Genomic DNA, 13,662 nt, shown 5'->3' on the forward strand with positions numbered 1-13,662 from the left:
AGGTCATGCTTCGAATTCGCAAACTGGTATTAGCAATAGCCGCAGCGTCGGCGCTGTCTTCCGGTATGGCGCATGCCCTCGGGCTTGGCGAACTGACCCTCAAGTCAGCGCAGAACCAGCCCCTCGATGCCGAGATCGAACTGCTCGACGTGCGTGACCTGAGCGCCGCCGACGTGCAGCCGAGCCTGGCTCCGGCGGAAGAATTCGCCAAGGCCGGCGTCGAGCGCCCGGCGTTCCTCAACGACCTGACCTTCACCCCGGTGCTCAACCCGGCAGGCAAGAGCGTGCTGAAAATCACCTCCAGCCAGCCGCTGCCAGAGCCGATGGTCAAGTTCCTGGTCCAGGTGATGTGGCCGCAAGGCCGTCTGCTGCGCGACTACAGCGTGTTGCTCGACCCTTCCCGGTTCTCCCCGCAGGCCGCCCAGGCCGCTGCCGGCGTGACGCCGGCGGTCAGCGCTCCGGCCAACTACACCACGGTGCGCCGCGACACCCTCTGGGAGATCGCCGCGCGCTCGCGCCAGGGCGGCTCGGTGCAGCAGGCCATGCTGGCGATCCAGGCGTTGAATCCGGACGCCTTCATCAACGGCAACATCAACCAGTTGAAGACCGGCCAGGTCCTGCGCATGCCGGACCAGCAGCAGATCCAGGCCATTCCCCAGGCCCAGGCCTTGAAAGAGGTCAACGAACAGAACATTGCATGGCGCGAAGGCCGCCGCCTTGGTCCCCAGGCCCGCCAGCTCGACGCCACCCGCCGCAACGCCGCCCAGCCCGCGCCGTCGCGCATTACCCAGCAGGACAACCTGAAACTGGTTGCCGCCGGAAACGACAAGGCGCTGAGCGACAAGCTCGCGACGACCCAGGAAAACCTCGATGCCAGCCGTCGTGAAAGCGATGAGCTGAAAAGTCGCGTCTCCGATCTGCAAAGCCAACTGGACAAGCTGCAACGGCTGATCGACCTGAAGAACGACCAGCTCGCCCGCCTCGAAGCCCAGGGCAGCGCCCCGGCCGCCCCGGTGGCCGCAGCGCCGGTGATCGACGCGCAGCTGCAGGCCAATCCGGCCCCGGCCGCCGAGCCGGTGGTGACTCCGCCTCCGGCAGCGGTCGATACCGCCCCCGAGCAGGACACCGCGCCTGCCGATGCCCAGGCGGCGGGGCAGGGCAGCACGGCGCTCGACGGCATTCTTGGCAACCCGCTGCTGCTGGCGCTGATCGCCGGCTCGGCGCTGCTGGTACTGCTGCTCTTGCTGCTGTTGCTGGCACGCAAGCGCAAGGCCCGGCAGGAAGCGGAAAAACACATGCGCATGGCCCGTGCACTGGCCGAGGAAAACGAACTGGGTCTTGACCGCGAGCTGCCACAAAGCAGTTTCGACGGCCTCGATGTGGTGCCGCCGACCGTCACCCTGGCACCGGCCGTGGTCGCGGCCTCCGCCGCTGCCGCCACCGCCGCCGAGCAGGTCAGCGAGCCGCGGGTCGCCGAGCCCGAGCCGCAGCCGAAAGCCGATCCGTTCATGGCCGAGATCGACGATTGCATCGCCCACGGCCGCCTGATGCAGGCTTCCAACCTGCTGGAACCGGCGGTGGAGAAATTCCCGCAGCGCAGCGACCTGCGCCTCAAGCTGATGGAAGTCTATGCCCATCAGGGCGACCGTACCGGCTTCGTCATGCAGGAGCGCCAGCTGCAGGCCAATCCGCAGAACCTGGCGGCGGTCGAATCGCTCAAGAGCCGTTTCCCCAACATGCTCGCCGTGGCTGCGGTCGCTGCCGCAGCGGCTGGCGGTGCTGCCGTGGCCAGTGGCCTGGACGAAAAGTTCGTCGAAGAACTGATGTCGGAAGAGCCGCAGCCCGAGTCGGATGACCTGCCTGCCGATGATGATCTCGACAGCGCCTTCGACCTGAGCCTCGACGATCTGGACGGCCTGGACCTGGAAACCCCGGCCGACCAGGCTGCGGTACAGGCCAGCGAGCAGGTACAGGAGCCGGTACAGGAGCAACCGTCGGCCGAGCCGCCGTCGCTGGACGACCTGGATTTCGACACCCTGCTGCAGGACAACCCGGAAGCACCCCGCGCCGAGGCTCCACAGCCGGAGTCGGATGCCGACGCATTCGCCGACCTGGACTTCGACAGCCTGCTGGAAGAGCAGACGGCCGCCCAGGCTGCTGCAAGCGCGCCGCAAGCCGACCCGGAGCCGGAGCCGCCGGTGGTAGACGACCTGGACTTCGACAGCCTGCTGCAGGAGCACACCGCAGCCCAGGCCGTCGAACCGCAGCCGGAAGCCGAGCCGGCAGCAGAACCCGAGCCGGAGCAACCTGTCGCCAGCGATGACGATGTGGATTTCGACGCCCTGTTCCAGGACTACGCCGCTACCGAACCGCAAGCGCCGGCGCAGCCTGAAGCGGAATCCGGACTGACTGCCAGCGCCGACGATATCGACTTCGATGCCCTGCTCGACGAGCACACCAAGGCGCAGTCCGACACCAGCGCCGACCTGGCCGACTTCGACCTCAGCGTTCCGGATGAAACCCCGACCGTCGCTACCGAAAATCGCCCACCGCTGGATATCGAAGCGGAACTGGCGGCCTTCGACAACGACCTGGGCCTTGAGGCCGACCTGCCGCCGCTGGAGCTGCCGGACGACTTCGACCTGTCCCTGCCGGGCGAGGACGATACTGCGTCGAAGAACTTCGCTGCCGAGCTGGATAACGTCAACGCCGAACTGGACAAGCTCTCCGCCAGCCTGGAAACGCCGTCGCTGGAGCCGCATTTCACCGCCGAGGACGCCGCCAGCCTGCCGGACGAAGGCGACTTCGATTACCTGGCCGGCACCGACGAGGTCGCCACCAAGCTCGACCTGGCCCGGGCCTACATCGACATGGGTGACCATGACGGCGCCCGCGACATCCTCGACGAGGTCAACAAGGAAGGCGACCAGGCCCAGCGCCGCGAAGCCGCCGAGTTGCGCTCGAAGCTGGCCTGATCCGCCAGGCAGTACCACCAACGGCAGCCCTCGTGGCTGCCGTTGTCGTTATAATCCGCGCCATTGCGTAACCGACAGGCTGTTATTCCCTTGGAAATCATCGATACCGCGGCGTCCGAATCGGCCGCCGAAGGCTTTTACCGAATCGCCCTGGGCGTTGAATACAAAGGCACCCGCTATCGCGGCTGGCAGCGCCAGGGCGATGGCGTGCTCAGCGTGCAGCAGACCCTCGAGGAAGCCCTGTCGAAAGTGGCCGCCGAGCCGATCACCGTGCAATGCGCCGGGCGTACCGATGCCGGTGTGCATGCCAGCGGCCAGGTCGTGCACTTCGATACCCGTGCCATCCGCGACCCCAAGGCCTGGACCATGGGCGCCAACAGCCATTTGCCCCACGACATCAGCGTGTCCTGGGCCGAGCGGATGCCGGCGCATTTCCATGCGCGCTTCAAGGCGTTCGCCCGGCGCTATCGCTATGTGATCTACAACGACCAGATCCGCCCGGCACACCTTGGCGACCAGGTCACCTGGAACCACCGTCCGCTGGACGTCGAGCGCATGGCCGAGGCGGCGCGCTGCCTGCTGGGTACCCATGACTTCAGTGCCTTCCGCGCCGGCCAGTGCCAGGCCAAGTCGCCGATCAAGACCATCCACCACCTGCGGGTCACCCGCCACGGCAAGATGATCGTCCTGGATATCCGTGCCAGCGCGTTCCTCCACCATATGGTGCGCAATATCGCCGGGGTACTGATGACCATCGGTGCCGGCGAGCGCCCGGTGGAGTGGGCGGCGCAGATCCTTGCCAGCCTCGACCGCCGGCAGGCCGCGGCCACCGCCCATCCGTTCGGCCTCTACCTGGTGCAGGTGGAATACCCGGAGGAGTTCGTCCTGCCCGAGCGTTTCATCGGCCCGCATTTCCTCACCGGTTTCGAGTTTCCAACGGCTGACGACCCGACGGTCATTTGCTAACATCCGGGACTTTCGCCCTCTGGAGATTCGCTGCCCATGTCTGCCGTTCGCAGCAAGATCTGCGGTATTACCCGCGTGGAAGACGCGCTGGCCGCAGCCCAGGCGGGGGCCGACGCCATCGGCCTGGTGTTCTACGCCAAGAGCCCGCGGGCGGTGAGCGTGCAGCAGGCGCGGGAGATCATCGACGCGCTGCCGCCGTTCGTCACCACCGTCGGCCTGTTCGTCAATGCCAGCCGTTGCGAGCTCAACGAGATTCTCGAAGCGGTGCCGCTGGACCTGCTGCAGTTCCATGGCGACGAAACCCCGGAAGCGTGCGACGGCTACCACCGCCCGTGGATCAAGGCCCTGCGCGTGCGTGCCGGGGATGACCTGGAAGCCGAATGCAAGCGCTACGCCCGGGCCAGCGGCATCCTGCTCGACACCTATGTGGCCGGCGTGCCCGGCGGCACCGGCGAAGCCTTCGACTGGACGCTGGTGCCCGGGCACCTGAGCAAGCCGATCATCCTCGCCGGCGGCCTGAATCCGCACAACGTCGGCGCGGCGATCGCCCAGGTGCGGCCGTATGCGGTGGATGTCAGCGGAGGCGTTGAGCAGGCCAAGGGCATCAAGGACGCGGCGCGCATCGACGCCTTCCTCGATGCGGTACGCCGCGCGTGATGCGTGCCGATGTGACGACGGCCGGCAAGGCATCGTCCATAACTTTCGCAGCCCAGTGCTGCCAGGCCAGGCCCTTGGGCCGGCCATACGAATCGACGAGCGGTCGCATGCCGTCCGGGCCAGCGCTTTCGGCGCGCCCACGGCTGCGGCCGGTGTTTCCGAAGCATTTTTGAAGCTCAAGGGCATACGCGCGATCCGGCACTCAATGCCTGCCGGTCGCCGCTACTGGAGAAATAAAGCATGAGCAACTGGTTAGTAGACAAACTGATTCCATCGATCATGCGTTCCGAGGTGAAGAAGAGTTCGGTTCCCGAAGGCCTGTGGCACAAATGCCCGTCCTGCGAAGCCGTGCTTTACCGTCCGGAACTGGAAAAGACCCTGGACGTCTGCCCCAAGTGCAACCATCACATGCGCATCGGCGCGCGTACCCGCCTGAACATCTTCCTCGACCCTGAAGGCCGCAACGAGCTGGGCGCCGAGCTCGAGCCGGTGGACCGCCTGAAATTCCGCGATGGCAAGAAGTACAAGGACCGCCTGGCCGCCGCGCAGAAGCAGATCGGCGAGAAAGATGCGCTGATCTCCATGAGCGGCACCCTGATGGGCATGCCGATCGTGGTCAGCGCCTTCGAATTCTCCTTCATGGGCGGCTCGATGGGCGCCGTGGTCGGCGAGCGTTTCGTCCGCGCTGCCAATTACGCCCTGGAAAACCGCTGCCCGATGGTCTGCTTCTCGGCCTCCGGCGGTGCACGCATGCAGGAAGCGCTGATCTCCCTGATGCAGATGGCCAAGACCTCCGCCGCCCTGGCGCGCCTGCGCGAAGAAGGCATCCCCTTCATCTCGGTACTGACCGACCCGGTCTACGGCGGCGTTTCCGCCAGCCTGGCGATGCTCGGCGACGTCATCGTCGGTGAGCCGAAGGCCCTGATCGGCTTCGCCGGCCCGCGGGTAATCGAGCAGACCGTGCGCGAGAAACTGCCGGAAGGCTTCCAGCGCAGCGAGTTCCTCCTGGAACACGGCGCCATCGACCTGATCATCCACCGCGCCGAACTGCGTCCGCGCCTGGCGAAGATCCTCGCGCAGATGACCGGCCAGCCGTCGCCGAAGTACGTACCTTCGGCGGTTGACGCGGTAGTCGTGCCACCGGCGCCTGCCACCGTATGACCCAACGTACCCTTGGCGAATGGCTCGCCTACCTTGAGCAGTTGCACCCTTCGGCCATCGACATGGGCCTGGAGCGCTCCCGCGAGGTAGCGACCCGGCTCGGGCTGGGCAAGCCGGCGCCTCGGGTGGTGACTGTCACCGGCACCAACGGCAAGGGTTCGACCTGCGCCTTCATCGCCGCGCTGCTCAAGGCGCAGGGGCTGAAGGTGGGCGTCTACAGCTCGCCGCACCTGCTGCGCTACAACGAGCGGGTGCAGCTCGACGGCGTCGAGGCCAGCGATGAGCAACTGTGCCAGGCCTTCGCCGCCGTCGAAGCGGCCCGCGGTGAAATTTCCCTGACCTATTTCGAAATGGGCACCCTGGCGGCCTTCTGGCTGTTCAGTCGCTCGGCGCTGGACGCCGTGGTCCTCGAAGTGGGCCTGGGCGGGCGCCTGGACGCGGTCAACCTGGTGGATGCGGACCTTGCCGTGGTCACCAGCATCGGTGTCGACCATGCCGACTGGCTGGGCAACACCCGTGAGTCCGTGGCCTTCGAGAAGGCCGGGATCTTCCGCCAGGACCGCCCGGCGCTGTGCGGCGACCTGAACCCGCCGCAACCGCTGCTGGACAAGGCCCGTGAGCTGAACTGCCCGTTCTTCCTGCGCGGGCGTGATTTCGACCTCGCCTACAGCGAACAGTGCTGGCAATGGCGTGGTGTCGATGCTCGCGGTAGCGACGTCGAGTTGCCCGACCTGCCGCTGCTGGACCTGCCGATGGAAAACGCCGCGCTCGCCCTGCAGGCCTATCTGCTGCTGGACCTGCCGTGGGATGCCGCGGTGGTGGCCAAGGCCTTGCAGGAGGCGCGCATCGTCGGGCGCCTGGATCGCCGCCAGTTCCACTGGAACGGCAAACCCCTGAATATCCTGCTCGACGTGGGCCACAACCCGCATGCTGCCGAATACCTGGCCGAGCGCCTGGCGGCGCGTCCGGTCGCGGGCAAGCGCCTGGCGGTGTTCGGCCTGCTATCCGACAAGGACCTCGGTGGCGTGATCCAGCCGTTGCTGGCGCATGTTCGTCATTGGGCCGTGGCTACACTGGCTACAGCGCGCAGCCGTCCGGCCGCCGAGTTGCAAGCGGCACTGGAGAACCTTGGTGCAGCGGTGCAGTCCTATTCCAGCGTCGCACAGGCCCTGGAGGGGCAGTGCGCGCAGGCGACGGCGGATGACGAGATCCTGCTGTTCGGATCATTTTTCTGTGTCGGCGAAGCCCTGGAGTGGCTGGGCCGGCAGGCCATGGAGGACTGAGCCAATGGCGGGGCTGGACAAGGTCATGAAACAACGCATGGTCGGGGCACTGGTGCTGGTGGCCCTGGCAGTCATCTTCCTGCCGATGCTGTTCACCAAGCAGGACGAGCTGCGCCAGGTCAAGGTCGAGGCCCCCGCGGCTCCCGCCGTGCCGGCGTTGCCACAGGTGCAGGTCGAACCGGTACAGGTGCCCGAGCCCCAGGTGATTCCCGACGAGAGCCTCGCCGACCAGCCGCAGACGGCGCCGGCTACGCCGATCGCCCCGGTCCAGCAGGCGCCGGTCCAGCAGCCGGCTGTCCAGCAGGAAGCAGCGAAGCCGAGCACACCGGTACCGACCCCGCAGCCTGCGGCCAAGCCTGCTCCTGTTCCTGCTCCGGCAGTCGTGGCGGCCCCGACTGCGGCCAAACCGGCCGCGCAAACCCCGGCGCCAACCCAGGCCAGCGCCAGCAAGGTCGACCCGAATGGCCTGCCGGTCAGCTGGTCGGTGCAACTGGCCAGCCTGTCCAACCGCGCCAGCGCCGACACCCTGCAGAAAACCCTGCGCAGCCAGGGCTATAACGCCTATATCCGTTCTGCCGAGGGCATGAACCGGGTGTTCGTCGGCCCGGTCATCGAGCGTGCCGAAGCCGAGCGCCTGCGCGATGTCATCAGCCGCCAGCAGAAGCTCAAGGGCTTCGTTGTCCGTTTCCAGCCCGAACGTGGCTGAAATCTGCCGTCCAGCGCCCGCGCCGGACGGCAAATCACTGCTTACCCATAGTCCTGCGCTCTGGTAAAATGCGCCGCCTCAACCGTTCGCAGGCAACACCGTGGCATTTACCTGGGTCGACTGGGCGATTCTCGCGATCATCGCCATTTCTTCGCTGATCAGTCTCAAGCGCGGCTTCGTCAAGGAAGCTTTGTCCCTGCTCACCTGGATCGTCGCCGGTGCGGTGGCGTGGATGTTCGGCGGCTCCGCCGCGCAGTACCTCGAGAGCTATATCCAGACGCCGTCCGCCCGGGTCATCGGTGGTTGCGCCATCGTTTTCGTCGCCACCCTGCTGGTGGGGGCGATGATCAATTTTCTGCTCGGCGAGCTGATTCGGGTCACCGGGCTGTCCGGGACCGATCGCTTCCTCGGCATGGCCTTCGGTGCCGCCCGTGGGGCATTGCTCGTCGTGGTGGCCGTCGGGCTGTTGAGCCTGGGGCCGGTACAACAGGATCCATGGTGGCAGGAGTCGCGGCTCTTGCCACAATTTCTATTGGTGGCTGACTGGTCGAAGAACCTCATCCTGGGGTTGACCAGCCAGTGGCTAGCCAGCGGAATCAGCGCTCCCGCTGATCTGCCGTTCAAGGAACAGCTCCTGGGGCCAAAAGCTCCGTGAGCACCGTTCAGTCCAGTTTCATTAAGTAGGGGTTGCGTCGCATGTGTGGCATCGTCGGTATCGTCGGTAAGTCGAACGTCAATCAGGCGCTGTATGACGCGCTTACGGTCCTCCAGCACCGCGGCCAGGACGCTGCCGGTATCGTGACCAGCCATGATGGCCGGTTATTCCTGCGCAAGGACAACGGCCTGGTCCGTGACGTCTTCCAGCAGCGCCATATGCAGCGCCTGGTCGGCCACATGGGCATCGGCCACGTGCGCTACCCAACCGCGGGCAGCTCGACCTCGGCCGAGGCCCAGCCGTTCTACGTCAACTCGCCGTATGGCATCACCCTGGCGCACAACGGCAACCTGACCAACGTCGAGCAGCTGGCCAAGGAGATCTACGAGTCCGACCTGCGCCACGTCAACACCAACTCCGACTCGGAAGTCCTGCTCAACGTCTTCGCCCATGAACTGGCGGTGCGCGGCAAGCTGCAACCCACCGAGGAAGACGTGTTCGCCGCGGTCACCGACGTGCACAACCGCTGCGTCGGCGGCTACGCGGTGGTGGCCATGATCACCGGCTACGGCATCGTCGGCTTCCGTGACCCCAACGGTATCCGCCCGATCGTCTTCGGCCAGCGTCACACCGACGAAGGCGTCGAGTACATGATTGCCTCGGAAAGCGTCTCGCTGGACGTGCTCGGCTTCACCCTGATCCGCGACCTGGCCCCGGGCGAGGCGGTGTACATCACCGAGGAAGGCAAGCTGCACACCCGTCAGTGCGCGACCAACCCGAAACTCTCGCCGTGCATCTTCGAACACGTCTACCTGGCCCGCCCCGACTCCATCATCGATGGCGTCTCGGTGTACAAGGCGCGCCTGCGCATGGGCGAGAAGCTGGCCGAGAAGATCCAGCGCGAGCGTCCCGACCACGACATCGACGTGGTCATCCCGATCCCGGACACCAGCCGCACCGCGGCCCTGGAGCTGGCCAACCACCTGGGCGTGAAGTTCCGCGAAGGTTTCGTCAAGAACCGCTACATCGGCCGCACCTTCATCATGCCGGGCCAGGCCGCGCGGAAAAAATCCGTACGCCAGAAGCTCAACGCCATCGAGCTGGAGTTCCGCGGCAAGAACGTGATGCTGGTGGACGACTCCATCGTGCGCGGCACCACCTGCAAGCAGATCATCCAGATGGCCCGCGAAGCCGGCGCCAAGAACGTCTACTTCTGCTCCGCGGCCCCGGCCGTGCGCTTCCCCAACGTCTACGGCATCGACATGCCGAGCGCCCACGAGCTGATCGCTCACAACCGCAGCACCCAGGATGTCGCCGACCTGATCGGCGCCGACTGGCTGGTCTACCAGGACCTGCCTGACCTGATCGAAGCGGTTGGCGGCGGCAAGATCAAGATCGAGCACTTCGACTGCGCGGTATTCGACGGCCAGTACGTCACCGGCGACGTCGACGCAGCCTACCTGGAACGCATCGAGCGGGCCCGCAACGACCTCGCGAAAGCCAAGAACCAGGCGGTCAGCGCGATCATCGACCTTCACAACAACTGATATAGGAGCAACGGCATGACACAGGAATGGGATGCCGGGCGCCTGGACAGCGACCTCGACGGGGTCGCTTTCGATACGCTGGCGGTACGCGCCGGCCAGCATCGCACGCCGGAAGGTGAGCACAGCGATCCGCTGTTCTTCACCTCCAGCTACGTGTTCCGTACCGCGGCCGATGCCGCGGCGCGGTTCGCCGGCGAGGTTCCAGGCAACGTCTATTCGCGTTACACCAACCCTACCGTACGGGCTTTCGAGGAGCGCATCGCCGCCCTGGAAGGCGCCGAGCAGGCGGTCGCCACCTCCACTGGCATGGCGGCGATCCTCGCCACGGTGATGTCGTTCTGCAGCGCCGGCGACCATGTGCTGGTTTCGCAGAGCGTGTTCGGCTCGACCATCAGCCTGTTCGAGAAATACTTCAAGCGCTTCGGCATCCAGGTGGACTACGTGCCGCTGGCCGACCTGGGCGCGTGGGAACAGGCGTTCAAGGCCAACACCAAGCTGCTCTTTGTCGAGTCGCCATCGAATCCGCTCGCCGAACTGGTCGATATCGCCGCGCTGGCGGAAATCGCCCACGCCAAGGGCGCCCAGCTGGTTGTGGATAACTGCTTCAGCACCCCGGCGCTGCAGCAGCCGCTGGAACTGGGTGCGGACATCGTCATGCACTCGGCGACCAAGTTCATCGACGGCCAGGGCCGTTGCATGGGCGGCGTGGTCGCCGGTCGCAGCGAACAGATGAAGGAAGTGGTCGGTTTCATCCGTACCGCTGGCCCTTCGCTGAGCCCGTTCAACGCCTGGATCTTCCTCAAGGGCCTCGAAACCCTGAACCTGCGCATGCGCGCCCACTGCGCCAATGCCCAGGCACTGGCCGAATGGCTGGAGCAGCAGGACGGTATCGAGAAAGTGCACTACGCCGGCCTGCCAAGCCATCCGCAGCACGAACTGGCCAAGCGCCAGATGAAGGGCTTCGGTGCGGTGGTGAGCTTCGAGGTCAAGGGCGGCAAGGAGGGCGCCTGGCGCTTCATCGACGCCACCCGGCTGATCTCGATCACCGCCAACCTGGGTGACGCCAAGACCACCATCACCCACCCGGGCACCACCTCCCACGGCCGTCTGTCGCCGCAGGAACGTGAAGCGGCCGGTATCCGCGACAGCCTGATCCGTGTCGCGGTGGGCCTGGAAGACGTGGCCGACCTCAAGGCCGACCTTGCCCGTGGCCTGGCGGCGCTGTGATCGACTGGTCGGTTGCCGAGCGTAGCCATAACGGTCGCGTGGCGCTGGTCACCGGCGCCGCCCGCGGCATCGGCCTGGGCATCGCTGCCTGGCTGATCGCCGAGGGCTGGCAGGTAGTTCTCACCGACCTTGACCGCGTGCGCGGGGCCAAGGTCGCCAAGGTGCTGGGCGACAACGCCTGGTTCGTCGGCATGGATGTGTCCGACGAAGTCCAGGTGACCCTCGCCGTGGCTGAAGTCCTCGGCCAGTTCGGCCGCCTCGATGCACTGGTGTGCAACGCGGCGATCGCCGATCCGCACAACACCACCCTCGAAAGCCTCAGCCTCGCCCACTGGAACCGCGTCATGGCGGTCAACCTGAGCGGGCCGATGCTGTTGGCCAAGCATTGCGCGCCTTACCTGCGTGCGCACTGCGGGGCCATCGTCAACCTGACCTCGACCCGTGCCCGCCAGTCCGAGCCGGATACCGAGGCCTATGCGGCGAGCAAGGGTGGCCTGCTGGCGCTGACCCATGCCCTGGCCATGAGCCTGGGCCCGGAGATCCGCGTCAACGCCGTCAGCCCCGGCTGGATCGATGCCCGTGATCCTTCCGCACGGCGTGCCGAGCCCCTCAGCGACGCCGACCATGCCCAGCATCCGGCGGGCAGGGTGGGGACGGTGGAGGACGTGGCGGCGGCAGTGGCCTGGCTGCTGTCGAAGAATGCCGGGTTCGTGACCGGGCAGGAGTTCATCGTCGACGGTGGCATGACGCGGAAGATGATTTACCAGTGACAGCCGCTTGAGGAATCGCAGGTTTGTGCTAGCGCCTGAGGTTGGGGCGGTGGAGGAGGGAATGAGCTTTTTTGTCCTTTTTGAAAAAAACTTCAATGGGGCTATTGACTTAGGTTCGTTACCTGCGTAAATTTCGCGGCCTCAGCGAAGCAAACGTAACAAAGCAGAAACACAGCGAAAGCGGTGATAAAGCAGAAAGTTAAGTTTGATGAGTTTGGGTGATTAGCTCAGCCGGGAGAGCATCTGCCTTACAAGCAGAGGGTCGGCGGTTCGATCCCGTCATCACCCACCACTTCCTGGGAAGTTCCTGACCCGGATCGCTTCGAAAGAAACGGTCTACCAGAGAGGAACAGGACGCAAGTCCACATCGCGCAGCGGTAGTTCAGTCGGTTAGAATACCGGCCTGTCACGCCGGGGGTCGCGGGTTCGAGTCCCGTCCGCTGCGCCATTTTTCTCCAGATCGGTTCATGACCGGTTTGAGGTCCGAAGGTACCGAAGCCTTCAGGCCAGATCCCAGTTTCAAGCAGGCGAAAGCCTGTGCGATACGCAGCGGTAGTTCAGTCGGTTAGAATACCGGCCTGTCACGCCGGGGGTCGCGGGTTCGAGTCCCGTCCGCTGCGCCATATCCGCCTCGAGGCCCTTGAACTCCTCGAAGCAAAACGAAGAAAGCGACCTCAGGGTCGCTTTCTTCGTTTCTGGCGTTCTGTTCTAAACCGCGCTCTCAAATACACCGCGATCCCTGTGGGAGCGGGTTCACCCGCGATTACCATAGTGAATCCACCATCGCCATCGCGGGTAAACCCGCTCCCACAGGATCCACGTCGTTTCCGGCATCTCGTTCGGCAGATGCGACTAATTATTTCCACATGCCATCCGTTCTTCTGGGAGACAAGCCCGGCCGCTGTCATGGCCGGGGCGTGCACCTACAGGAAAACGAAAAATGGGCATCGAACGCGACGCATCCGGCCTGACCCTGTTCTGCCTGCCTTATTCCGGCGCCAGCGCCACCTGCTATAGCCCATGGAAGCACAAGCTGCCTGCCTGGCTGAGCATTCGCCCGCTGGAGCTGCCCGGCCGCGGCATGCGCATGGACGAACCGCTGCACACCGATATGGCCGCCCTGGCCAGGCTGCTGGCCGACGAAATTGCCGTCGAGCTGGACCGCCCCTACGCATTGTTCGGCCATAGCCTTGGCGGCCTGCTGGCCTTCGAGCTGGCCCATGTGCTGCGCGAGCGCGGCCTGCCGCAACCCTTGTGCCTGTTCGCTTCGGCCACCGCCGGCCCGTCCCGTCGCGATGTCAGCGAGTACGCCCGCGAAAAGACCGACGCCGAACTGATCGACCGTTTGCGCGAACTCGGCGGCACCAGCGAAGGCGTATTGGCCAACCAGGAACTGCTGGAACTGATCCTGCCGATCCTGCGTGCCGACTTCCTGCTCTGCGGCAGCTTCAACCATGGCCAGCGCGAGCCGCTGGACCTGCCGATCCATGTATTCGGCGGCAAGCGCGACACGGTCAAGGTCGAGGAACTGCTGGACTGGCAGGAGGACACCTGCACCGGCTTTTCCCTCGATATGTTCGAAGGCCATCACTTCTACCTGATCGACGAACAGGCCCAATTGCTCCGGCAGATCCGCCGCTACGCCGAAGAGCACCTGTCCCGCTGGCGCAATCGTGCCGGGCGCCAGCCCGCCCAAGCCGCCGGCTGAGCCAACG

General features: G+C 65.5%; 11 protein-coding genes and 3 tRNA genes. All 14 read left to right on the forward strand.

Features of this window, described 5'->3' with window-relative positions; translation table 11 throughout:
* The first annotated feature begins 5 nt into the window (after positions 1 to 5).
* The 14 genes from ACPFMA_RS08230 to ACPFMA_RS08295 all read left to right on the forward strand — a co-directional run bounded on the left by ACPFMA_RS08230 (position 6) and on the right by ACPFMA_RS08295 (position 13,655).
* The gene (locus ACPFMA_RS08230; protein WP_425929946.1) at positions 6 to 2,975 is read left to right on the forward strand and encodes a FimV/HubP family polar landmark protein; all 2,970 of its coding nucleotides are present in this window, start codon (positions 6 to 8) and stop codon (positions 2,973 to 2,975) included.
* A gap of 84 nt (positions 2,976 to 3,059) precedes the next feature.
* A complete protein-coding gene (gene truA / locus ACPFMA_RS08235; protein ID WP_425930582.1) occupies positions 3,060 to 3,941 on the forward strand; it encodes a tRNA pseudouridine(38-40) synthase TruA in 882 nt (293 codons plus the stop codon).
* A 36-nt stretch (positions 3,942 to 3,977) separates the two neighbouring features.
* Positions 3,978 to 4,598 (forward strand): phosphoribosylanthranilate isomerase, encoded by a 621-nt coding sequence (locus tag ACPFMA_RS08240; protein ID WP_425929947.1) that lies wholly within the window; start codon positions 3,978 to 3,980, stop codon positions 4,596 to 4,598.
* A gap of 240 nt (positions 4,599 to 4,838) precedes the next feature.
* A complete protein-coding gene (accD, locus tag ACPFMA_RS08245; RefSeq protein WP_009403098.1) occupies positions 4,839 to 5,759 on the forward strand; it encodes an acetyl-CoA carboxylase, carboxyltransferase subunit beta in 921 nt (306 codons plus the stop codon).
* Positions 5,756 to 7,042: a bifunctional tetrahydrofolate synthase/dihydrofolate synthase gene (gene folC / locus ACPFMA_RS08250; RefSeq protein WP_425929948.1), complete on the forward strand. Its 1,287-nt coding sequence runs from the start codon at positions 5,756 to 5,758 to the stop codon at positions 7,040 to 7,042. The genes accD and folC overlap by 4 nt, the downstream gene beginning before the upstream one ends.
* Positions 7,043 to 7,046: 4 nt before the next feature.
* Positions 7,047 to 7,748, forward strand: a complete 702-nt coding sequence (locus ACPFMA_RS08255; protein ID WP_425929949.1) for an SPOR domain-containing protein — start codon at positions 7,047 to 7,049, stop codon at positions 7,746 to 7,748.
* A 100-nt stretch (positions 7,749 to 7,848) separates the two neighbouring features.
* A complete protein-coding gene (locus tag ACPFMA_RS08260) occupies positions 7,849 to 8,403 on the forward strand; it encodes a CvpA family protein (protein WP_009403101.1) in 555 nt (184 codons plus the stop codon).
* 41 nt (positions 8,404 to 8,444) lie between these two features.
* Complete coding sequence (gene purF, locus ACPFMA_RS08265; protein ID WP_009403102.1) at positions 8,445 to 9,950, forward strand: amidophosphoribosyltransferase; 1,506 nt, start codon at positions 8,445 to 8,447, stop codon at positions 9,948 to 9,950.
* Positions 9,951 to 9,965: 15 nt separating this feature from the next.
* The gene (locus ACPFMA_RS08270; RefSeq protein ID WP_009403103.1) at positions 9,966 to 11,177 is read left to right on the forward strand and encodes an O-succinylhomoserine sulfhydrylase; all 1,212 of its coding nucleotides are present in this window, start codon (positions 9,966 to 9,968) and stop codon (positions 11,175 to 11,177) included.
* Positions 11,174 to 11,947, forward strand: coding sequence for an SDR family oxidoreductase (locus ACPFMA_RS08275; RefSeq protein WP_009403104.1), 774 nt, complete (start codon positions 11,174 to 11,176; stop codon positions 11,945 to 11,947). The genes ACPFMA_RS08270 and ACPFMA_RS08275 overlap by 4 nt, the downstream gene beginning before the upstream one ends.
* Positions 11,948 to 12,163: 216 nt before the next feature.
* Positions 12,164 to 12,239 (forward strand) — tRNA-Val (locus ACPFMA_RS08280).
* A 79-nt stretch (positions 12,240 to 12,318) separates the two neighbouring features.
* Positions 12,319 to 12,395 (forward strand) — tRNA-Asp (locus tag ACPFMA_RS08285).
* Positions 12,396 to 12,493: 98 nt separating this feature from the next.
* A tRNA-Asp gene (locus ACPFMA_RS08290) sits at positions 12,494 to 12,570 on the forward strand.
* A 317-nt stretch (positions 12,571 to 12,887) separates the two neighbouring features.
* Positions 12,888 to 13,655 carry a thioesterase II family protein gene (locus ACPFMA_RS08295; protein WP_064304852.1) on the forward strand — a complete coding sequence of 256 codons (768 nt, stop codon included), beginning with the start codon at positions 12,888 to 12,890 and terminating at the stop codon, positions 13,653 to 13,655.
* The last annotated feature ends 7 nt before the right edge of the window (positions 13,656 to 13,662 follow it).

The organism is Pseudomonas sp. NyZ201 (assembly GCF_049860765.1).
Classification (GTDB): domain Bacteria; phylum Pseudomonadota; class Gammaproteobacteria; order Pseudomonadales; family Pseudomonadaceae; genus Aquipseudomonas; species Aquipseudomonas bharatica.

Excerpts from the sequence above, each read along its gene's own strand:
- folC (WP_425929948.1), top strand. The coding sequence starts at position 5,756 with ATGACCCAACGTACCCTTGGCGAATGGCTCGCCTACCTTGAGCAGTTG.
- ACPFMA_RS08295 (WP_064304852.1), top strand. The coding sequence starts at position 12,888 with ATGGGCATCGAACGCGACGCATCCGGCCTGACCCTGTTCTGCCTGCCT.
- ACPFMA_RS08230 (WP_425929946.1), top strand. The coding sequence starts at position 6 with ATGCTTCGAATTCGCAAACTGGTATTAGCAATAGCCGCAGCGTCGGCG.
- ACPFMA_RS08240 (WP_425929947.1), top strand. The coding sequence starts at position 3,978 with ATGTCTGCCGTTCGCAGCAAGATCTGCGGTATTACCCGCGTGGAAGAC.
- ACPFMA_RS08270 (WP_009403103.1), top strand. The coding sequence starts at position 9,966 with ATGACACAGGAATGGGATGCCGGGCGCCTGGACAGCGACCTCGACGGG.
- ACPFMA_RS08255 (WP_425929949.1), top strand. The coding sequence starts at position 7,047 with ATGGCGGGGCTGGACAAGGTCATGAAACAACGCATGGTCGGGGCACTG.
- accD (WP_009403098.1), top strand. The coding sequence starts at position 4,839 with ATGAGCAACTGGTTAGTAGACAAACTGATTCCATCGATCATGCGTTCC.
- purF (WP_009403102.1), top strand. The coding sequence starts at position 8,445 with ATGTGTGGCATCGTCGGTATCGTCGGTAAGTCGAACGTCAATCAGGCG.